The organism is Flavobacterium pokkalii, assembly GCF_014596575.1.
Classification (GTDB): domain Bacteria; phylum Bacteroidota; class Bacteroidia; order Flavobacteriales; family Flavobacteriaceae; genus Flavobacterium; species Flavobacterium pokkalii.
In genome coordinates, this window is the sequence record NZ_NASZ01000022.1 from 34,942 (window position 1) to 54,720 (window position 19,779).

Annotated in this window: 21 protein-coding genes; 10 read left to right on the top strand and 11 right to left on the bottom strand. The window is 36.3% G+C overall.

The features are described 5' to 3' along the window. Positions 1 to 182: 182 nt before the first annotated feature. Positions 183 to 722 (bottom strand): DUF4136 domain-containing protein, encoded by a 540-nt coding sequence (locus B6A10_RS13065; protein ID WP_188221218.1) that lies wholly within the window; start codon positions 720 to 722, stop codon positions 183 to 185. Between the two features lie 83 nt (positions 723 to 805). Next, positions 806 to 982 carry a DUF5522 domain-containing protein gene (locus tag B6A10_RS13070; protein ID WP_188221219.1) on the bottom strand — a complete coding sequence of 59 codons (177 nt, stop codon included), beginning with the start codon at positions 980 to 982 and terminating at the stop codon, positions 806 to 808. Positions 983 to 1,023: 41 nt separating this feature from the next. On the opposite strand from B6A10_RS13070, the gene B6A10_RS13075 reads away from it, so the two are divergent. From B6A10_RS13075 to hemL, 4 genes are all read left to right on the top strand, one after another. After that, the gene (locus tag B6A10_RS13075) at positions 1,024 to 1,365 is read left to right on the top strand and encodes a hypothetical protein (protein ID WP_188221220.1); all 342 of its coding nucleotides are present in this window, start codon (positions 1,024 to 1,026) and stop codon (positions 1,363 to 1,365) included. Between the two features lie 127 nt (positions 1,366 to 1,492). Then, positions 1,493 to 2,389 (top strand): 1-aminocyclopropane-1-carboxylate deaminase/D-cysteine desulfhydrase, encoded by an 897-nt coding sequence (locus tag B6A10_RS13080; RefSeq protein ID WP_188221221.1) that lies wholly within the window; start codon positions 1,493 to 1,495, stop codon positions 2,387 to 2,389. Then, the gene (locus B6A10_RS13085; RefSeq protein ID WP_188221222.1) at positions 2,382 to 3,215 is read left to right on the top strand and encodes a glucosaminidase domain-containing protein; all 834 of its coding nucleotides are present in this window, start codon (positions 2,382 to 2,384) and stop codon (positions 3,213 to 3,215) included. Before B6A10_RS13080 ends, B6A10_RS13085 begins: the two co-directional genes overlap by 8 nt. Positions 3,216 to 3,235: 20 nt before the next feature. Then, the gene (hemL, locus tag B6A10_RS13090; RefSeq protein ID WP_188221223.1) at positions 3,236 to 4,522 is read left to right on the top strand and encodes a glutamate-1-semialdehyde 2,1-aminomutase; all 1,287 of its coding nucleotides are present in this window, start codon (positions 3,236 to 3,238) and stop codon (positions 4,520 to 4,522) included. 45 nt (positions 4,523 to 4,567) lie between these two features. On the opposite strand, the gene B6A10_RS13095 is transcribed toward hemL, so the two are convergent. The 9 genes from B6A10_RS13095 to ric form a co-directional block, all read right to left on the bottom strand. Further along, positions 4,568 to 5,038 carry a Spy/CpxP family protein refolding chaperone gene (locus B6A10_RS13095; protein ID WP_188221224.1) on the bottom strand — a complete coding sequence of 157 codons (471 nt, stop codon included), beginning with the start codon at positions 5,036 to 5,038 and terminating at the stop codon, positions 4,568 to 4,570. A 134-nt stretch (positions 5,039 to 5,172) separates the two neighbouring features. Further along, entirely contained in the window at positions 5,173 to 6,711 is a 1,539-nt protein-coding gene (gene nadB, locus B6A10_RS13100) for an L-aspartate oxidase (protein WP_188221225.1), read from the bottom strand. Then, the gene (gene nadA, locus B6A10_RS13105) at positions 6,711 to 7,655 is read right to left on the bottom strand and encodes a quinolinate synthase NadA (protein WP_188221226.1); all 945 of its coding nucleotides are present in this window, start codon (positions 7,653 to 7,655) and stop codon (positions 6,711 to 6,713) included. The genes nadB and nadA overlap by 1 nt, the downstream gene beginning before the upstream one ends. A 74-nt stretch (positions 7,656 to 7,729) precedes the next feature. Continuing rightward, the gene (locus B6A10_RS13110; RefSeq protein WP_026713261.1) at positions 7,730 to 8,164 is read right to left on the bottom strand and encodes an RrF2 family transcriptional regulator; all 435 of its coding nucleotides are present in this window, start codon (positions 8,162 to 8,164) and stop codon (positions 7,730 to 7,732) included. Between the two features lie 43 nt (positions 8,165 to 8,207). Beyond that, positions 8,208 to 9,377: a hypothetical protein gene (locus tag B6A10_RS13115; protein WP_238929402.1), complete on the bottom strand. Its 1,170-nt coding sequence runs from the start codon at positions 9,375 to 9,377 to the stop codon at positions 8,208 to 8,210. A gap of 56 nt (positions 9,378 to 9,433) precedes the next feature. Beyond that, on the bottom strand, positions 9,434 to 10,123 hold the full coding sequence (locus B6A10_RS13120) for an anaerobic ribonucleoside-triphosphate reductase activating protein (RefSeq protein ID WP_188221228.1): 690 nt from the start codon (positions 10,121 to 10,123) through the stop codon (positions 9,434 to 9,436). Then, positions 10,107 to 10,271, bottom strand: coding sequence for an anaerobic ribonucleoside-triphosphate reductase (gene nrdD, locus B6A10_RS16405; protein WP_188221229.1), 165 nt, complete (start codon positions 10,269 to 10,271; stop codon positions 10,107 to 10,109). Before nrdD ends, B6A10_RS13120 begins: the two co-directional genes overlap by 17 nt. A 26-nt stretch (positions 10,272 to 10,297) precedes the next feature. Next, positions 10,298 to 12,409 carry a ribonucleoside triphosphate reductase gene (locus tag B6A10_RS13130; protein WP_188221230.1) on the bottom strand — a complete coding sequence of 704 codons (2,112 nt, stop codon included), beginning with the start codon at positions 12,407 to 12,409 and terminating at the stop codon, positions 10,298 to 10,300. Between the two features lie 22 nt (positions 12,410 to 12,431). Continuing rightward, complete coding sequence (gene ric, locus B6A10_RS13135; RefSeq protein WP_188221231.1) at positions 12,432 to 13,160, bottom strand: iron-sulfur cluster repair di-iron protein; 729 nt, start codon at positions 13,158 to 13,160, stop codon at positions 12,432 to 12,434. A gap of 300 nt (positions 13,161 to 13,460) precedes the next feature. Here ric and nirK point away from each other — a divergent pair, with 300 nt between their 5' ends. The 6 genes from nirK (at position 13,461) to B6A10_RS13165 (ending at position 19,758) form a co-directional block, all read left to right on the top strand. Beyond that, positions 13,461 to 14,927, top strand: a complete 1,467-nt coding sequence (gene nirK, locus B6A10_RS13140; RefSeq protein ID WP_394354336.1) for a copper-containing nitrite reductase — start codon at positions 13,461 to 13,463, stop codon at positions 14,925 to 14,927. A 54-nt stretch (positions 14,928 to 14,981) separates the two neighbouring features. Then, positions 14,982 to 15,359, top strand: a complete 378-nt coding sequence (locus tag B6A10_RS13145; RefSeq protein WP_055094014.1) for a c-type cytochrome — start codon at positions 14,982 to 14,984, stop codon at positions 15,357 to 15,359. Between the two features lie 17 nt (positions 15,360 to 15,376). Continuing rightward, a complete protein-coding gene (locus B6A10_RS13150) occupies positions 15,377 to 16,192 on the top strand; it encodes a formylglycine-generating enzyme family protein (protein ID WP_188221233.1) in 816 nt (271 codons plus the stop codon). Between the two features lie 77 nt (positions 16,193 to 16,269). After that, a complete protein-coding gene (locus B6A10_RS13155) occupies positions 16,270 to 16,824 on the top strand; it encodes an SCO family protein (RefSeq protein ID WP_188221249.1) in 555 nt (184 codons plus the stop codon). A 2-nt stretch (positions 16,825 to 16,826) separates the two neighbouring features. Further along, positions 16,827 to 18,089 (top strand): alginate export family protein, encoded by a 1,263-nt coding sequence (locus B6A10_RS13160; protein WP_188221234.1) that lies wholly within the window; start codon positions 16,827 to 16,829, stop codon positions 18,087 to 18,089. A gap of 193 nt (positions 18,090 to 18,282) precedes the next feature. Then, complete coding sequence (locus B6A10_RS13165) at positions 18,283 to 19,758, top strand: MFS transporter (protein WP_188221235.1); 1,476 nt, start codon at positions 18,283 to 18,285, stop codon at positions 19,756 to 19,758. Positions 19,759 to 19,779 lie beyond the last annotated feature (21 nt).

Genomic DNA, 19,779 nt, shown 5'->3' on the forward strand with positions numbered 1-19,779 from the left:
GTATAAAAAAACCTCCTTAACGGAGGTTTGATAAATTGTATTTTTGGTACTGATTTACATAACTCTCCGTCATTATTAGGGAATAATAATGTTAATCGCGATACGTATGTTAATCAAATTTTTCATGTTTTTGAATTGTTTAACAAATATATAAATTTTTGCTTTTAGAATTCAGGAGTTGTTTATTTTGTTTCGGGAGCAGGAGGAAACTGAGCCAGAATTTTAGAAACAAATTCGTTGATTTGTTTTTCTTTCTCTTTTCGGTTTTCAGTAAGGGTTCCTATTCCTTCTCCTTGCCAAATCAATTCTTTCTTTTTAGCATCAATTAAATCAATGTAAAGTGTGCCTTGAGTTGACGAGGAAACATAAGTATTGCCGCCCCATAAAAAAGGATTCCAGCCCCATCCCCAGCCGTATCCCCAACCCATGTTGAATTGGTTCACGTCAATTTGTTCTCTTTCTTTAGTGAAAATATTGACTAATAAGTCGGGATTTTCACTTTTGCTCATCCCTTTCTGCATTAACGCATTGTCGATGGCATGTAAAATTCTTTTTTTGTCCAATTCCGAAATCTGAACACGGTCAATTCCTTTTTTGTGGAAAGCATAGGTTTTGTATTGGCTAAAATCCACGTGGCTGTCGTAATCAGAGTTGACTCTTATCGAGCTACAGGCACTTAGCAGAAAAAGAAATAATAAGGGTATTATTTTGATTGTTTTCATAATGCAATTATTTGATTACTAATGTATAATTAAAAATCCGGTTTTGATTAGAACTTTTAAAAAGGAAAAAGTTTGAAATAAAGCTATTTTCGTATACTTCCTGTTTTTTTATCATATCCATAAGGACAATGTCGGCAGCCACTTTTACAGCAATAGCCTCTTTTTAAATGGTATTTTTCGGTAAAACATTTGTAACCTTCGGCGGTGTAATAGAAATCTTCGCCTTCAGTTAATTTATTTTCATTACTTTGTCCTGTCATTCAATAGCGTTATTTATACAAATTTATAAATTAAAAGACCAATGTTTTTTGTTGTTAACAAGTATTTAATACCTAAAGGATTCCGTGGTTTGACGGTTTTTCCTTTTGTGTTTTTGAAATTTCGTGTTGATAAAGACAATGTTGTTTTTGTCAATCACGAGCGTATTCATTTGCGACAACAAACAGAGTTGTTAATTCTGCCTTTTTTTGTTTGGTATTTTTTAGAATACCTCTTTAATCTTCTGAAATACAACAACAAAAATCATGCCTATCGAAATATTTCTTTTGAAAGAGAAGCTTACAACAATGAAGCAGATTTAGAATATCTTAAAAAAAGAAAGCTTTTTGGTTTTTGGAAGTATTTATTTTTAAATAAAGTTTAAAGTTTTAACCGCAGAGACAGTTAAGGCTTTCACAGAGTTTTGAAAGTTTAGAAAGAAAATAATTTGCGAATTTGCGGTGGAAAATAATGGAGAAATTTTAGAAGTTTTACCTTTGTAAAAAAAAGTTTTGAATCAGGAATTACAAATATTATTTCCTAAATCTATCTCGGTTACAATTAAAAGAGAGGATTTGTTGCACCCGGTAGTTTCCGGAAATAAATTTCGAAAATTAAAATACAATTTACTTCAGGCAAAAGCCGAGAATAAAGAAACGCTCCTCACTTTTGGAGGGGCTTTTTCTAATCATATTGCAGCGGTAGCTTATGCAGCTCAGGAGCAGGGTTTTCGGTCTGTTGGTGTTGTTCGCGGAGATGAATTAAACGAAAAGACAGATAGTAATCCAACCTTGCAATTCGCTAAGGAATGCGGAATGCAATTTGAATTTGTGTCACGCGAAGCTTATCGCCATAAAACAGAAGCGGTTTTTTTGGAAGAATTAAAAGCAAAATTTGGTGATTTTTATCTCGTTCCCGAAGGAGGGACTAATGCATTGGCAATAAAAGGCTGTCAGGAGATTTTAACGGAAGAAGACGCGAAGTTTGATTATATTTGTTGTGCGGTTGGAACCGGCGGAACGATTTCGGGAATTATTAACAGTGCTTTGTCTCATCAAAAAGTTTTGGGATTTCCGGCCTTGAAAGGCAATTTTTTACAGGATGAAATCCGTATTTTTGCAGAGAATGACAACTGGGAATTAATTAATGATTATCATTTTGGCGGATATGCTAAGATTAATGAAGAATTGGTTCGTTTTATCAATCAGTTTTATAAGGATACTAAAATTCCGTTAGATCCGGTTTATACAGGGAAAATGGTTTTTGGTGTTTTGGATTTAATTCAAAAAGATTTTTTTCCGGCGCATTCCAATATTTTGCTTATTCATACCGGTGGATTACAGGGAATCTTTGGAATGAATGAACGTTTAAAAAACAAACAATTACCAACAATAACAATCGATGTTTAAAAAAAGCCTACTATTATTTATTATCATCACTTTAGTGAGTTGTCACGCTACAAAATCCCCAATTGTAACGACTAAAAAAGCAGCTTCTAAAAACAATGCCTATTCTTCAAGAACTAAAAAAAACAGCAAAAGTCGTAACGAAGTCATTGAATCTACTTCCCGAACGGTGGTTACCAATGATATTGTGAGCAATTATGTGTTAGAATACAAAGATATTGCGATGAGTAATATGAAAACTTATGGGATTCCGGCGAGTATTATTCTGGCACAGGGAATTCTAGAATCGGGAGCGGGAAGAGGTGATTTGGCTGTTAGTGCTAATAATCATTTTGGTATCAAATGCCATTCCGACTGGACGGGAGATTCTGTACGACACGATGACGATGCCAGACAGGAGTGTTTTAGAAAATATGATAAAGTAGCCGAATCTTTCCGCGATCACGCCTTGTTTTTGACCGGAAAAGGAAGGTATTCCAGTTTGTTTGAATTGGATAAAGATGATTATCAGGCTTGGGCAAAAGGCTTGCGTAAAGCGGGTTATGCTACGGATCCCAAATATCCTGAAAAATTAATTTCTTATATCGAAAGGTATAATCTGGCACAATATGATGCGCAGGTTTTAGGAATTAAATACCGACCGATAGAAAATCAAAATACAAGGTCAATTGCAGTGAGTTCCCGAAATGAATCCTATTATGAGGTTCAAAAAGGCGATACCTTATATTCTATTTCGAAAAAATACAATATGATGGTGGACGATTTGAAACGCAAAAATAAATTGACAGACAATACCCTTTATATCGGTCAAAAATTAAAAGTAAATTAACTACAAGTTGTAAAATAAAAATGTTATACCAAAGAAGTAGTCAGCTATTTGCTGAAGCAGAAAAAGTAATTCCCGGAGGAGTAAATTCGCCGGTACGAGCCTTCAAATCAGTTGGAGGAACCCCAATTTTTGTAAAAGAAGCCAAAGGAGCTTATTTGTATGATGAAGATGGAAACCGATTAATCGATTATATCAATTCCTGGGGGCCAATGATTTTAGGGCATGCTTATGAGCCGGTAGTTCAGGCAGTGACAGCAAGAGCTCAAAAGGGAACTTCTTTTGGAATGCCAACTGAGTTGGAAACCCAAATCGCTAAGTTAGCGGTTTCGATGGTCCCCAATATTGATAAAATTCGTTTTGTAAATTCCGGAACAGAAGCCTGTATGAGTGCAGTGCGATTAGCACGCGGATTTACAAAAAGAGATAAAATAATTAAATTTTCAGGCTGTTATCATGGCCATTCGGATTCTTTTCTGATTCAGGCGGGAAGTGGCGCGATGACTTTTGGAACGCCTAACAGTCCTGGTGTAACAGCCGGAACGGCTAAAGATACATTGTTAGCTAGATACAATGATTTAGAAAATGTAAAGGGTTTAATTGAGGCGAATCCTAATGAAATTGCTGCCATTATTGTGGAACCTGTTGCGGGAAATATGGGTTGCGTACCTCCGCTAAAAGGATTTTTGGAAGGTTTACGTCAGTTATGTTCGGAGAATGGAATTTTGTTGATTTTTGATGAGGTAATGACTGGTTTCCGTCTGGCAAAAGGTGGAGCGCAGGAATTACTAAAAATTGATGCCGATATTGTTTGTTTCGGAAAAGTAATTGGTGGCGGATTACCGGTAGGAGCTTTTGCTGCCCGTGAAGAAATTATGAATTATTTAGCGCCACTTGGGCCTGTGTATCAGGCAGGAACTTTGTCCGGAAATCCATTGGCGATGGCCGCGGGTCTGGCAATGTTAGAATCTTTAAATAATGATGCCGCTATTTTTGAACGATTGGAACAAAAAACAGCTTACTTAGAAGCCGGAATTCAACGTGTGTTGCAGGCTAACAAAATTGTTTATACGATTAACAGAGTTGGTTCGATGATTTCGGTGCATTTTGATGAAAGTCCTGTTGTTGATTTTCAAACTGCCGCTAAAGGTGATAATGCCACTTTTAAAAAGTTTTTCCACGGTTTGTTACAGGAAGGTGTTTACATTGCGCCCTCAGCTTACGAAACCTGGTTTATAACTGATGCGCTGACTTATGAAGATTTGGATTTTACCATCAACGCGATTGATAAAGTTTCTAAAACGCTATAATTTTGGACATAAAAAAAGCTTCGGAATTCCGAAGCTTTTTTGTTATTAGTTATCCATGTCACCGCCGCCTCTTGGTCCGTTGTCATCCATTCCCATACCACCTTGTCTTTCACTCATTCTTTGCTGCATTCTTTCTCTCATTTTGTCCTGATTGCTTTTCCATTTTGTGAATTGTTCAGGAGTTAAAATAGCTTTCATTTTTTCTTCAGAAGCTTTCATATGATCCTGCATTCCTTTTTTTTGGTCGCCTGCTTTTTCTTTGGATTTGTCCTTTTTATTTTTCATGTCGGCCATCATCGCTTCTCTTTCTTTAGCTTCGTCGGCATACATTTGTTTTAGTTGCTCCTGTTGTTTGGCGTCTAAGTTCAAATCCTTAGTCATTCTTTCCACACGTCTTTCGGCGCGCTGTTCAGGAGTCATGTTTCCCATTTCACCTCTTTGAGGTCTTTCTTTTCTGTCTTGTGCAAAAGTTGATACACTAGCAACTAATAATGCAGCAATAATTAATTTTTTCATTTTTCTTGATTTATGTTAAAAGTTATGGGTATAAGATGATAAATAAAGAGAAAGGTTTAATTATTGTCAAAAAAAATATTTATTTTTTTAAAATAGTGAATATCGTTTGTCGTTGGTTTTTTAAATAGCTGTTTTTATTTAAAAGAAGGAGCTTCAAATTTTACAAATCCGCCTTTATTTTCTTTTCGTTCAATGGATTGCGTAACGATTAAACTTCCGATGGTAATCATATTCAGTAATTCAAAATAAGCCGAATTGAGCTGGTGATTTTCGCCTAATTTTTCAATGGCTGCCTTCCATTCTAAAAGTTGAATTTTAGCATTTTGCAAATCGGTTTCGTATCTGACGATTCCGGCATTTTGTCGCATGAGTTGTTGCAAATTTGCCTTTAAAGTATTCAGATAGTCAGTGTCAATTTCTGGTTTTTCCATGCTGTTGTATTCCGGAATTGCAATATTCGGAACTTCTGTTTTTAAAGCAGGATTCGACAAATATTCAAATATTCTGCTGGAATAAACTAATGCTTCTAATAAAGAATTAGATGCCAAACGATTTGCTCCATGCAATCCGGTTTGCGAACATTCTCCGCAGGCAAATAAATTGTTTACCGAAGTTTTTCCATCCATATCTACGACAATTCCTCCGCAAATATAATGTTGTGCCGGAACAACCGGAATCCAGTCTTTGGTAACATCAATTCCTGCTTTAAGACAATGATTGTAAATCATCGGAAAATGTTGTTTGAACGCTTCAATGTCCAAGTGGGAACAATCTAAATAAACGCAGTCGTCTCCTGATTTTTTTAGTTCCAAATCAATGCTTTGGGAAACAATATCACGCGAAGCCAGTTCTTCTCTGCTATCATAATCAATCATAAAACGGCGACCATTTTTAGTACGTAGATAAGCACCAAAACCACGAACCGCTTCAGAAATTAAAAACTTAGAACCTGTGGTTGGCTCGTAAAAAGCAGTCGGGTGAAACTGAATAAATTCCATTTCTTTAATGCTGGCATTGGCACGATAAGCCATCGCTATCCCGTCTCCGGTAGCAATAGCGGGATTAGTGGTGTGACCGTAAAGAATTCCAATTCCTCCGGTGGCCAGTAAAGTAATATCTGATTTATAAGTGCTTATTTTTTGTGTTTTTTGATCTAAAACATAAGCTCCCAAACAGTAATTTTCGGCTGTAATTAAATCGGTGGCAAAATGATGGTCTAAAACGGTGATGTTGCTTTTTTGGTAAACCTGTCCTAAAATAGCGCGTTCAATTTCGTGACCTGTCTGGTCTTTGTGATGTACCACGCGGTTTTCAGAATGCCCGCCTTCTTTTCCTAAATTCAAATTGCCGTCTGAATTTTTGTCAAATTTGGCTCCCCATTCAATTAATTCTTTTAATCGTTGAGGACCTTCTGTTACCACCATTCTTACTACTGATTCATTGCATAATCCATCGCCACAAATCAAAGTATCTTCGATGTGTTTTTGGTAGGAATCTTCGTTTTTGTCGGTAACAATAGCAATACCACCCTGTGCGTATTTGGTATTGGATTCGTCGGCATTAGCTTTAGTTACAATGGTAACTTTTTTGTCCGGAAATTGTTCCGCAATTCGGAGCGCAAAGGTCAAGCCGGCAACACCCGAGCCTATTATCAGGTAATTGGTATTTGTCATTATTTAGATAATTCAAGCATTCTTTCGATAGGAACTAATGCTTTTTGGATAATGTCTTCGGCTACGTGCACTTCCGGGCTTTCGTTTGCTAAGCAATCATAGACTTTTTGTAAAGTATTCATTTTCATGTAGCCACATTCGCTGCAGGCGCACGTATTATCCTCTTTTGCCGGAGCAGGAATTAATGTTTTATTAGGAACTTCTTCCTGCATTTTGTGTAAAATACCAAATTCAGTTGCAACAATAAATTTGTTGTTCGGATTGGTTTTTACATATTCAATCATTCCGGAAGTAGAACCAATGTAACTGGCGGTTTCCAAAATGTGTGTTTCAGATTCCGGGTGAGCGATGATTTGAGCATCCGGATGTTGTTTGTATAAGGCAATTAGTTTGTCTAATGAAAAAGCTTCGTGAACCACACAGGAACCATCCCAAAGAAGCATTTCTCTTCCGGTTTTGCTCATGACATACTTTCCAAGGTTTTTATCCGGAGCAAAAATAATTGGCTTGTCTTTTGGAATTGATTCTACAATTTTTACAGCATTAGCTGAGGTTACCACAATATCCGTCAGTGCTTTTACTTCGGCAGAGCAGTTTACATAAGTAATTACGGTGTGATCAGGATGCTGATCGATGAAATTTTTAAATAAGTCCGGCGGACAAGATTCTGCCAAAGAGCAACCTGCATTCAAATCAGGAAGGATTACTTTTTTAGAAGGATTTAAAATCTTTGCTGTTTCGGCCATAAAATGAACCCCCGCAAAAAGAATAATATCAGCATCCACCTTAGTGGCTTCCTGTGATAATCCCAAGCTGTCTCCTACATAATCAGCGATATCCTGAATGTCATTTTCCTGGTAATAATGTGCCAGAATTACGGCATTTTTTACTTTTTTTAATTCTAATATACGCTCTTTTAAATCTTTTATTTTTTCTGTGTCCATTTTGTTAATTACAAGTATTTGAAAGTAATACTCTTGTTTTTATTGGTGTTGTTTTTTTATAAAAACGAATTTGATTAATATCTTAAAAAAGTATCTCCGGATTTAATTCCTGAAGCGAGTTCTTCTAAATTAGTGTTTTCTAACATAGCAGCCAGTTCGTTTCGGATGAATTTAAATTTATCGTGAACCGGACAAGGATGTTCTTCCGAACAATGACTCAGTCCAAGACCACAACCTGTAAAAACCTGATTGCCTTCTAATGCTGTCACAATTTGAGATAATTTTATCTGACTCATTGTTTCTTTTGGAATTTCAAATCCGCCTCCTACGCCTTTAATCGAATGAATAATGTTGTTTTTGGAAAGGATTTGTAAAATTTTAGCAGTAAAAGCTTCCGGGGAATCTATTTTTTTGGCAATGTCTTTCAGCCCAACACGGTTGTTTTGAAAAGATTCTGATGCAATGAAAATAGTTGCCCTGATTCCGTATTCACAAGTTTTAGAGAACATATTTAATTTTTTACAAATTTATTGAAATAAGTTCATTATTGAACTATAATTTTTGAGGTTGAATTGCTTTGAAATTTAACAAAATACCGGAAATTAGTGTTGATAGTCCTAATGGTAAAAAAATACTGGCGGTAAAAAGATTTTCTGTATATCCGGGAAGCTGTCCTTTGTTGAAAAAAAAGTGGCTGCCTTGTAGAAATAAAAGTAATTCGGTACCCGTAAAACCTATTAAAAACAATAAGATTCCTAATTTGACGCGTTTCTTTTGTCCGTTTAGAAATGTATTTTGCAGCACAAATCCCAATAAAAAACCACTAATGATTCCGAGCATTGTTAAATGTATGTAGCCAATGACAAAATTTCGAATTTGATGTGAAATTTGGGCAAATTCAGGAATTAAAACAACCAACTGAATGACGACTTTTAGGACTAATGAAGTTAAGGCGAAGCCATAAACCAGTTTTTCAACAGCTTTTAAATTGGAAAAGAAAGTTTCAAAATGAGGTCGGATGATTTGGATAAAAAGAATAAAAGAAATCAGTTGCAATAGTACTCCCAGACTGTTTATCCAATGGAAAAGAGGATTAGGAAGATACCAACTTACCGGCAAAGCCAAGGTTAAAACCGTAGCCGAAACCTGAAAATTATAAAATCGCTGAAATATTTTTTTGTCGATAGTTGCATTCAAATGTTTGAGAAATAACGCTAAAATGGCAAATAAAAACCAGCCGTTAAACTGAAAATGAAGGAAAAACTGAATGGCTATCTGATAAAAAGCACTGGCTTTTCCTAAGAGTCCAACTGCCGGGCCCAAACACCAAACGCCTAAAGTGGACAATATCATGAAAAACAATGCGGTTCTTAAAAGTTGTTTTTCAGGTAGCGAATTGGTTTTGGCATCTTTCCAAACTAATCGACAGAAATAGTAACTGCAAAAAATATGCAGCGTAGAAAAAATTATAGAAAATAAAGCGTAACCTTCCACAGGAAAACGAAACATCATTCCGATGACGGCAATTTCGGTTAGCCAGAATAATCGGTTGTAAAAAGGTTTTTGCTGCGCTGTTTTTGGAATAAAAAAATGAACAATTAAGCTGTAAATCATCAGATAAACCCAGCCTAGCATGGCTACGTGTGAATGTCCGTGTAATAAAAATTGGTAATTGATATTGGGAACAGGAAAAATTGCAACAAACCGAAGTACTAGTCCCATGCTGGCTGCAATGAAAAAATTAATAAAACAGATTAAGAGCCAATGTTTTCGCATAATTATCCTCTGATAGAAACTTTTATTTTTGAAGTGGAAAGTTTTTCTTCGTTTAATATTTTAAGTGAGTGACCTAAATTTTCTAAGGTTTTTACGCCGTTTACAAAATACTGAAGGTAGTAATTCCCCGAATATTTTTTGCTTTCTAAATATATAATCATCTGTTGAATATCTTTTTCAGGAATCAATTCCGAATGAACAGTGGTTCGAACTTCAAATGGAAGTTGGTTTTCTAAAAGTAAATCTAAAGATTTTTCAAATTGTAGAAAAAGAACCGATTGGGTTATTTTTTCAAAATGTTTCGGTAGCGCTTTAAAATCAAGCGACACATAATCAATCAATTGTTTTTCAATCAGTTTTTTTAAGAGCATTGGTCTGGAACCGTTAGTGTCAATTTTGATTAGAAATCCCATTTTTTTAATTTCCAAAATGAGGTCGATAATGTTTTTGTGTAATAAACATTCGCCTCCGCTAAGAACTACTGCGTCAAGTAAATTTTTACGGGAATGAAGAAAAGTAAGCGCTTTTTCAAAAGAAATACTTCCTTTTCCAAGAACAATTTCGGGATTGTAACAATACAAACAACGCATATTACAGCCTGCAAACCAAAGTATACAGGCTGATTGATGCGCATAATCTAATAAAGTAAAAGGCGTTATGCTGTAAATAGGTGTACTAACATTTTCCTTCATTGAAATGAGTGCGTTGTTTGTGTTCTCCTTTTTTTCCAATGTTGAAGCTTTCTACCGGACGATGATAGCCCATTACTCGGGTGTACACTAAGCATTTGGTTCTTAAATGCTGTTTTTCTTCTAAAATTGGGTTTGTGGTTGTTTTCATGATTATTTATAGTTTGTTGTTTTGAATTAACCTTTTTGTTGAACTAATTTTGTTGCTTCAGCAATAATAATTTCATCACATTTCGGGCAATATTCATGCTCACCGTTCAAATAACCATGAACAGGGCAAACACTAAATACCGGTGTCACGGTGATGTAAGGCAGTTTAAAGTTAGACAATACCTTTTTTACGAATTGTTTACAGGCTTCGGGCGAACTGATTTTTTCACTCATATACAAATGCAAAACCGTTCCTCCGGTGTATTTGCATTGCAATTCATCCTGTAAAAACAAAGCTTCGAAAGGATCTTCGGTATGGTTCACCGGAATTTGGGAGCTGTTCGTGTAATAAATATTCTCTTCCTGTCCCGCCTGATAAATATCGGCAAAGCGTTTCTTGTCTTCTTTGGCAAAACGATAGGTAGTTCCTTCGGCTGGTGTGGCTTCCAGATTGTATAAATTTCCGGTTTGTTCTTGAAATTCTTTCATTCGGTTACGTATATGATCCAGAATTTCAGCAGCCAATGCAATTCCTGTGTTGGACGTTATCGTATCCTGATTTTCGGTAAAATTGACAATCATTTCGTTGATTCCGTTTACGCCAATCGTAGAAAAATGATTTCTGAAATGTTGCAGATAACGCTTCGTGTACGGATACAAACCACGGTCGTACATTTCCTGAATAAAGATTCTTTTTTTCTCCAAAGTCGATTTTGAAATGTATAATAATCGGTCTAATTGTTCGAATAATTCGGCTTTGTTTCCTTTGTATAAATAGCCCAAACGCGCCATGTTGATAGTTACCACACCAATACTTCCCGTCATTTCGGCACTTCCAAAAAGACCGTTTCCGCGTTTTAACAATTCGCGTAAATCCAATTGCAAACGGCAACACATAGAACGAACAGCATTGGGTTTATAAGCATTCGGATTTTCGGATTTATTTCCGTTTTCATCCAAAACATACTGACTCCCGATGAAATTCTGGAAATAAGAAGACCCAATTTTAGCTGTATTTTGGAAAAGTAAATCGGTGTTTTCGCCGTTCCAGTCAAATTCTTCGGTGATATTTACCGTTGGAATCGGGAAGGTAAAAGGCTGTCCATTGGCATCGCCTTCGGTCATTACGGTGTAATAGGCTTTGTTAATGAGGTTCATTTCGGCTTGAAAATGCTCGTAACGCAAATCGGTTAATTTAGTTACGCCTCTTTCTTTGGCTCTGACCAAAAGATCATAATTGAAATTTCCCTCAAAAAAGTGTAAATCATTTTTCGTCGGAATTTGTGTTTTCAAATCTTCAGGAACCACCCAATCCAAAGTAATGTTGGTAAAAGGCGATTGTCCCCAACGCGCCGGAACATTCAGATTGTAAACAAAACTGCGAACCGCTTTTAGTACATCATCAAAAGAGAGATTGTCTTTGAAAACATAAGGCGCCAAATAAGTATCGAAAGAACTGAAAGCCTGAGCACCTGCCCATTCGCTTTGCAAAATCCCCAGAAAATTAGCCATTTGTCCCAGCGCTTCCCTAAAGTGTGACGGTGCTTTGCTTTCTACACGACCGCGAACACCGTTAAAACCTTCGTTCAATAAAACGCGCAAACTCCAGCCGGCACAGTAGCCGGTCAGGCAATCCAAATCATGGATATGAATATCGCCGTTGCGGTGCGCGTAACCTTCTTCTTTTGAATACACTTTGTCCAGCCAATAATTGGCAATAATTTTTCCCGCTACATTGTTGACCAAACCGGCATTGGAATAAGAAGTATTGGCATTGGCATTAATGCGCCAGTCGGTTTGTTTAATGTATTCTTCAATGGTTTGCGTGCTGTCCACATAAGTGGTATCCTCGTTTAAACCATTAATATGCTCGCGTTGCAATTTACGGCTATGACGGTAAAGCATAAACGAACGCATGACGTTAAAATACTTTTTTTCAAAAAGCTGTTTTTCTATAATGTCCTGAATTTCTTCAACTGACCAGGTTTCTTTAGGTTCTAACTGCTCAATGACTTTTTCAAAAATACTTTCATCAATTGCTATGGAAACACTCTGAAAGCTTTTTTCGATAGCATCTTTTATTTTGAAAGATTCAAAAGGTTTGTATTGGCCGTTTCTTTTGATAACATATTTTTCCATAGCATTTGATGATTTGAAGTATTTAGAGTTCTGTGAATTTTTGTTCTAATTCGACTGCTTTTGGAAATAAAATATTGTTTTCCAGATGAATGTGTTTGTGTAAATCTTCTTCAAATTCCTGTAGCATCGCAAAAGTTACTTTGTAAGTATTGCAGGCATCTGCCGGCGGCGTATAATTATGGGTTAAAGAAGCAATTTTTCTAAAGCGTTCACCTTCTGCATCGTGTTCGTGCATCATCATAGCAATGGGGTTTTCAACAGTTCCAAAATGTGGTTGTTCTACTAATTCATCCTGTAGTGTTGCTTTGACCATTTTTTTGACAAAAGGGAATAAAATCAGTTCTTCTTTTTTCATGTGTTGCGCCAGTTCGCCGGCGCAGCCTTTAAAAAGTTCGTTGATTTCAAAAAGTTCCGGATGAGCTGCGCCGTGAACTTTACAGAGTTTGTCTAAGAACGGAAGCAAAATTTGCGTTTTGTCCTGAACATAACGATGATGTGTTTTTTCGATATAATCGGCTAATAAGTCCAACGGCCAGGATTTAAAATCGATAGTGTTGTCGTTTTTGGTGTTTAAAACTGTATTAATTTCGTTTAAAATGGTTTCTGAATCCTGTCCTTTTTTTTCACAGGCTTCTTCGATTGTTCGGTTTCCTTTGCAGCAAAAATCGATACCGTATTTTGAAAAAACAGCTGCTGTTCTAAAGTCATCGGCAACATATTGACCTATTGTTTTTTGTTCTAAAATTTCCATAATAATTGTTTTTAATTTTTAAATCTCTGCTACAAATGTAATGATTAATTTTAAATAAAAGATAAATTTGTCTTTTATTGTAATTTTAATTGTAATATTTTGTAATTCATGGTGATATGTTTTGTTTTTTACTTCTTGATTTTAGAAAAAAAATAAAATCGATTCCATGATTTTTATCATATTTTAAGTTTTTTTTAAGAGCGTATTTTGTCATAAAACAATAAAAGATAAATTTATCCTTTATTTATTGAAAACGATACATTTTAATAATAAATAATTATGAAACCCAAACTAACTTTAATGAAACAAAGTATGCGAATTGCAGTAGTGGGAGCAGTGTTGTTAAACTTGTTTTCTTGTGCAAAAAAAGAAGAAAAAGATGCTGAATATTATAAGAGCATTGCAATTGAAGGGCAAAAAGAAGCCGAGCTTACTGCGCCCCCTTTAGTGCCAAAACCGGTAGGCGACCGTGCAGCTACCAAATTAGTGGTTAACATGGAAATTAAGGAGCAGGAAGGAGAAATGGTTGATGGTGTAAAATATACCTATTGGACTTTTGGAGGTTCGGTTCCGGGAAGTTTCATCAGAACTCGAGTGGGAGATGAGGTTGAATTTCACTTAAAAAACCATCCGGATAACAAAATGCCACATAATATTGATTTGCATGCGGTTACGGGACCCGGAGGAGGAGCAACTTCTTCCTTAGTAGCACCGGGACACGAGAAGGTGTTTAATTTTAAAACCATAAATCCAGGATTGTATGTTTACCATTGTGCCACGGCACCGGTTGGGATGCACATTGCTAACGGAATGTACGGTTTGATTTTGGTAGAACCGGAAGGAGGTTTACCACCAGTTGATAAGGAATATTATGTAATGCAGGGCGATTTTTATACCAAAGGAAGTTACGGAGAATCAGGGAAACAACCTTTTGACATGAATAAAGCTATTAAAGAAGATCCTGATTATGTAGTGTTTAATGGAAAAGTTGGCGCGTTGACAGGAGATAAATCTATTACAGCAAAAGTAGGTGAAACGGTTCGTATTTTCATGGGAAATGGCGGGCCAAATCTGGTTTCTTCTTTCCATGTTATTGGCGAAATTTTCGATAAAGTTCACATAGAAGGAGGCGATAAAATTAATAAAAATGTACAAACTACTTTAATTCCTGCCGGAGGTTCTGCTATCGTTGAGTTTAAGGTAGATGTTCCGGGAACTTTCATTTTGGTGGATCATTCAATTTTTAGAGCTTTCAACAAAGGAGCTTTGGGAATGCTAAAAGTAGAAGGTGATGAGAATAAAAAAGTGTATTCCGGAACAACTCAGGAAGGAATTTATTTGCCGGAAGGCGGAACCATTCAAAACATGCCAAGAGAAAACGGTGTGGCTAAAAAAGTGGCGGCTAAAACGCTTCCGGAACAAATTGAGTCTGGTAGAGAATTGTACGGAAGAACCTGTTTTGCCTGTCATCAGCCAAGCGGCCAAGGAATTCCAAATGCCTTTCCTCCTTTGGCAAAATCTGATTTCTTAAATGCTAATCCGGATCGGGCAATTAATGCGGTCTTACATGGATTAAGCGGTGAAATTACAGTTAATGGAAAAAAATTCAACAATGTCATGACCAGTCAGAATTTAACGGATGAAGAAGTAGCTGATGTATTAACCTATGTTTATAACAGTTGGGGTAATAATAAAACGGTAATTACGCCGGCAAGAGTGAAAGCGGTTAGAGCAAAACCAGCTCCAAAAGCAGCAGCAACACATTAAGATTTCTGAAAAACGGAATTGAGAAAAGTTTAAAAAAATTAAAAGATAATCAAAATGAAAAAATATGTATTTGCAATTGCAATGATGGGATTTGGATTATATGGTTTTAGTCAAAATGCTGTCAAAGGAAAAGGAGTGTATGATAAAGTTTGTATCACCTGTCATCAGGCTACAGGACTGGGAATCCCCGGAGCTTTTCCTCCGTTGGCAAAATCGGATTATTTAAATAAAGATGTAAATCGTGCCATTAGAGGAGTGGTAAAAGGACTGAGCGGACCAATTGTTGTAAATGGTAAAAAATATACTTCAGCAATGCCGGCACAACCCCTGACTGATCAACAACTGGCTGACGCTTTTACTTATGTGTACAGCAGTTGGGGAAATAACAAAACAGTAGTTACCCCCGCAATGGTTAAAGCACAAAGAAAATAAAGTTTAAAAAATTAAGAATGAGAACCCTGTTACAGAGAAAAATAACCGTATTCATCTTACTGTTAGGAATAGTAACGTCTGTTGGTGCTCAACAAACTCCAATGGTTACCATAAAGAAGGGAAAGTTTGTCCCTCTTTATGGTTCCATTGATAAAAAACCGCTGAAAGTTGCCGCTTTTGAAATGGATGTTTATCCGGTAACGAATGCGCAATTTGTAGTTTTTCTAAAAAAATATCCGGCTTACGCTCGTTCTAAAATAAAAGGAATTTTTGCTGATAAAAGTTATTTGTCCCAATGGGAAAGTGATTTTAATTATGGCAAAAATAATTTAGGGAATGCTCCGGTTACCAATGTTTCCTGGTTTGCAGCCAAAAAATATTGTGAATGTCAGGGGAAAAGGTTGCCTACTATGGACGAATGGGAATATGTAGCCATGGCTGATGAAAAAAGAACTGATGCCCGAAGTCAGGAAAACTATACCAAATACATTTTGTCCTGGTATGAAAAACCTAAAGCTTATGCCAATCCGATAGGACAAACCTTTCGGAATTACTGGGGCGTTTATGATATGCACGGATTGGTTTGGGAATGGACGTCTGACTTCAACAGTATTTTTCTTTCGGGAGAATCGCGAAAAGATAAGGATACCGATAAGAATTTATTTTGCGGAAGCGGTTCTATTAACGCCAGCGATTTAATGAATTATGCCGCTTTTATGCGCTATGCTTTCAGAGGAAGTTTGAAAGCAAGGTACACTACAATTAACCTTGGATTTCGTTGCGCCAGAGATATTGCAACTCCTGCGAAATCCATTCAAAAAAGTAAAAAATGAACTCAAAATTTAAAAATAGTAATGTGAAAATTGCAAAAAGACTACTGTTTTTTTTAGCGGTTTTCAGCGGCATTTTAATGATGCAATCCTGTAATCAAAAAGCTAAAGCGAGTGAAAAAGATACGGTTGTTTCAGATTTGTCCATTTATAATTTGCCTTCCCAATGGACGAATCAAAACGGACAAAATATCGAAATGAAAGATCTAAAAGGCAAGGTCTTGGTAATGGTAATGATTTATACTTCCTGTAAAGCCGCCTGTCCGCGTTTGGTTGCTGATATGAGAAATATCGAACAGCGTTTACCTGAAAAAGGTAAGGACAAAGTAAAAATGGTTTTGGTAAGTATAGATCCTGAAGTGGACACTCCGGAGCGACTTAAAGCATTTGCCAAAGAAAATAAAATGGATAGCGAACCATGGGTTTTTCTGCGTTCAACAGAAGAAAATACCAGAGAATTTGCAGCCGTTTTATCGGTTAATTATAAAAAAGTTTCCCCAATGGATTTTTCGCATTCAAATATTATAAGCGTCTTTAATGCCAATGGAGAATTGGTTTATCAGCAGGAAGGTTTGGGCGTGAATTCCGATCCGACTATTGCCAAAATCACTGAAGAAATTCAAAAAATAAACTAAAAATGAAAATATTAAAAATATCAGGCTTTGTTCTTTTGGGAATGTTGAGTCTGAAAACTTACGCACAGGAAGTAGAGGCTAATTTGCAAATAAGGCCACGTTACGAATACCGAAATGGTTTTAAAAGTCCTTTGTCAGAGGGAGAAGAAGCAACTTCGTTTGTCTCTCAGCGTTCCCGTTTAAATTTGAATTTTCGTCAGGACAAATTAAAATTGAAATTGGCTTTACAAAATATCCGAATCTGGGGAGATGTTGCTACCACTGCCACAGCTGATAAAAACGGAGTGGCGGTTTTTGAAGCCTGGGCACAATATGAGTTCAATTCCGATTGGTCAGTCCGTTTGGGACGTCAGGTGATTTCCTATGATAACCAGCGTATTTTAGGAGAAATCGATTGGGCGCAACAAGGACAAAGTCATGATGCAGCCGTATTTTCTTTCCATCCTAATAAGCATCAGTTGGATTTAGGATTTGCCTTAAATTCTAATGCCGAAAATTTAGTTGCTCCCCAAACGCCTTATACCACTAATTATAAATCGATGCAATATGCCTGGTATCATACGCAATTTGGTAAAATAAGCAGCAGTTTTTTATTGTTGAATACGGGTTATGAATTCGAGAAATCGGTTGGAAATTTAGAGGCCGATTACAAGCAAACTTTTGGGACTTATTGGAGTTTTAAAAATAAAAAATGGGACGCCAATCTGGGTTTGTACGGGCAAACCGGAAAAAGTGCGAATGCCAAAGTGAGCGGCTGGTATGCCGGAGCGAATTTGGGTTATGCTTTTACGGATCGATTTAAAGCAACTTTAGGTTACGAATTTCTTTCCGGAAAAGATCAAACGGAAAATAGTATAACAGTTAAATCTTTTAGTCCGCTTTTTGGTACCAATCATGGTTTTAATGGTTTTATGGATTATTTTTATGTGGGAAATCATCAAAATAGTGTGGGATTGCAGGATGCTTTTTTGAAATTAAATTATGCATTCGAGAAATGGCAATTTACAGTAACGCCTCATTTTTTTAGCGCTCCCAATACGGTTTTGGATGCTTCTAATGAAGAAAAGGACGCTTATCTGGGAACAGAAATTGATTTTAGTTTGAATTATACTCTTCAAAAAGACATCGCGATTTCGGCCGGATATTCTCAGATGTTTGCGACTCAAACGCTCGAAAGAATTAAAAATGCAAACAATCCCTCTGAAACTAATAATTGGGTTTGGATCATGCTTTCGTTTCAACCAAAAATATTCTCATCCAAATAAAAGGGTATTAATTCTGCTTTAAAAAGCCTCTGTTTAGAAACGATTTTAGTTTTTAAATAGAGGTTTTTTCTTTTCAGTTCTATTTGTTTTTCTGTTTGTTTGAGATGTAATAAATCTTATATGCCGGCTGACATTTATCATATTTATAGATAAAGGACTATTTTATCTTTACATCGTTATTAATTCAAGGGGTATGAGTAATTTATCACAATCACATCGCATTTTATTTTTGAATACTTTGGCATTTACCATCGGTTTTGCCTGTTGGACTTTGAACGGAGTTTTGGTTACTTATTTGGTAGATAAGGGAATCTTTAACTGGTCTGTTGTTGAAGTAGGATGGTTGTTAGGACTTCCTATTTTATCGGGAGCTATTTTTCGTTTACCAATAGGAATTTTAACCGATAAATATGGTGGAAAAAAAGTGTTTGCTACACTATTATTACTTTGTTCTGTTCCGCTTTTTATGTTGCCTTTTGCCAGTTCTTTTTGGGAATTTGCAGTATTGAGTTTTTTCTTTGGATTAATAGGAACCAGTTTTGCGGTTGGAGTAGGCTATACTTCGGTTTGGTATCCTAAAGAATGGCAGGGAAGAGCCTTAGGGATTTTCGGAATGGGAAATGCTGGTGCTGCTGTAACTACGTTTTTTGCACCAACCGTATTAAATATTTTATCAGAAACAGATGCTGAAAATGGCTGGAAAATGCTTCCGGTGATTTATGGAATTGTGTTGGTAGCAATTGGGTTGTTGTTTGTGTTTTTTGCTAAAAATAAAAAAGCAGCAACAGTAGCCCGATCAACTTCGGAGTTATTGGCACCTTTAAAAAATGTACGTGTTTGGCGATTTGGAGCTTATTATTTCTTAGTCTTTGGCTGTTTTGTGGCTTACTCACAATGGTTGTTGCCCAATTTTATGAATGTGTATCACACGACTCTTGTTATGGGAGGAATGTTTGCCACGATGTTTAGTTTGCCATCAGGAATTATCAGGGCTTTTGGAGGTTATTTGTCGGATAAATTTGGTGCCAGAGCAGTAATGTATTGGGTTTTGGGGTCTTCAATTGTTATTAGTTTTTTGTTGATGTTTCCTAAAATGGAAATTTTCACATCTGGTCCGGGAGTTTTAGCGGCTAATAATGGAGTGGTTACCCAAATATCCGCTTCTGAAATTAAGGTAGGAGAAAGAACCTATAATGTTGATGCGAAAACAGCAATTAGTTCCTCTGATTCCGATTTTTTACCTGTTCGAAATTCATGGCAGGAAATTGTAGTCAAACAAAATCAGGAAGTCAAAAAGAAAGAACTTTTGGCTGAAGGAATTACTCAGATAAAATTTAATGCCAACATGTGGGTCTATCTTGTATTAGTGGTTTTGATTGGGATTTCCTGGGGAATTGGGAAGGCAGCTGTTTTTAAACATATTCCGGAATACTTCCCTAACGAAGTAGGAGTTGTTGGCGGAATGGTAGGATTAATAGGTGGTTTAGGCGGATTTATAGGGCCAATATTATTTGGTTACTTATTGAATGCAACCGGTTTGTGGACCAGTTCCTGGATATTTATTTTCCTGATTTCTGTAGGTTGTTTATTATGGATGCACCGAACCATTATTAACATTATGAGAGAAAAAATGCCTCAATTTACCAAAGGAATTGAGCGAAACCAATAAAATATAATAATTTAAAAAATA

Bases quoted from the DNA above. Each gene is read 5' to 3' on its own strand.
- B6A10_RS13065 (WP_188221218.1), bottom strand. From the start codon at position 722: ATGAAAACAATCAAAATAATACCCTTATTATTTCTTTTTCTGCTAAGT.
- B6A10_RS13070 (WP_188221219.1), bottom strand. From the start codon at position 982: ATGACAGGACAAAGTAATGAAAATAAATTAACTGAAGGCGAAGATTTC.
- B6A10_RS13075 (WP_188221220.1), top strand. From the start codon at position 1,024: ATGTTTTTTGTTGTTAACAAGTATTTAATACCTAAAGGATTCCGTGGT.
- B6A10_RS13085 (WP_188221222.1), top strand. From the start codon at position 2,382: ATGTTTAAAAAAAGCCTACTATTATTTATTATCATCACTTTAGTGAGT.
- hemL (WP_188221223.1), top strand. From the start codon at position 3,236: ATGTTATACCAAAGAAGTAGTCAGCTATTTGCTGAAGCAGAAAAAGTA.
- B6A10_RS13095 (WP_188221224.1), bottom strand. From the start codon at position 5,038: ATGAAAAAATTAATTATTGCTGCATTATTAGTTGCTAGTGTATCAACT.
- nadB (WP_188221225.1), bottom strand. From the start codon at position 6,711: ATGACAAATACCAATTACCTGATAATAGGCTCGGGTGTTGCCGGCTTG.
- nadA (WP_188221226.1), bottom strand. From the start codon at position 7,655: ATGGACACAGAAAAAATAAAAGATTTAAAAGAGCGTATATTAGAATTA.
- B6A10_RS13110 (WP_026713261.1), bottom strand. From the start codon at position 8,164: ATGTTCTCTAAAACTTGTGAATACGGAATCAGGGCAACTATTTTCATT.
- B6A10_RS13115 (WP_238929402.1), bottom strand. From the start codon at position 9,377: ATGGGACTAGTACTTCGGTTTGTTGCAATTTTTCCTGTTCCCAATATC.
- B6A10_RS13120 (WP_188221228.1), bottom strand. From the start codon at position 10,123: ATGAAGGAAAATGTTAGTACACCTATTTACAGCATAACGCCTTTTACT.
- nrdD (WP_188221229.1), bottom strand. From the start codon at position 10,271: ATGAAAACAACCACAAACCCAATTTTAGAAGAAAAACAGCATTTAAGA.
- B6A10_RS13130 (WP_188221230.1), bottom strand. From the start codon at position 12,409: ATGGAAAAATATGTTATCAAAAGAAACGGCCAATACAAACCTTTTGAA.
- ric (WP_188221231.1), bottom strand. From the start codon at position 13,160: ATGGAAATTTTAGAACAAAAAACAATAGGTCAATATGTTGCCGATGAC.
- nirK (WP_394354336.1), top strand. From the start codon at position 13,461: ATGAAACAAAGTATGCGAATTGCAGTAGTGGGAGCAGTGTTGTTAAAC.
- B6A10_RS13145 (WP_055094014.1), top strand. From the start codon at position 14,982: ATGAAAAAATATGTATTTGCAATTGCAATGATGGGATTTGGATTATAT.
- B6A10_RS13150 (WP_188221233.1), top strand. From the start codon at position 15,377: ATGAGAACCCTGTTACAGAGAAAAATAACCGTATTCATCTTACTGTTA.
- B6A10_RS13155 (WP_188221249.1), top strand. From the start codon at position 16,270: ATGATGCAATCCTGTAATCAAAAAGCTAAAGCGAGTGAAAAAGATACG.
- B6A10_RS13160 (WP_188221234.1), top strand. From the start codon at position 16,827: ATGAAAATATTAAAAATATCAGGCTTTGTTCTTTTGGGAATGTTGAGT.
- B6A10_RS13165 (WP_188221235.1), top strand. From the start codon at position 18,283: ATGAGTAATTTATCACAATCACATCGCATTTTATTTTTGAATACTTTG.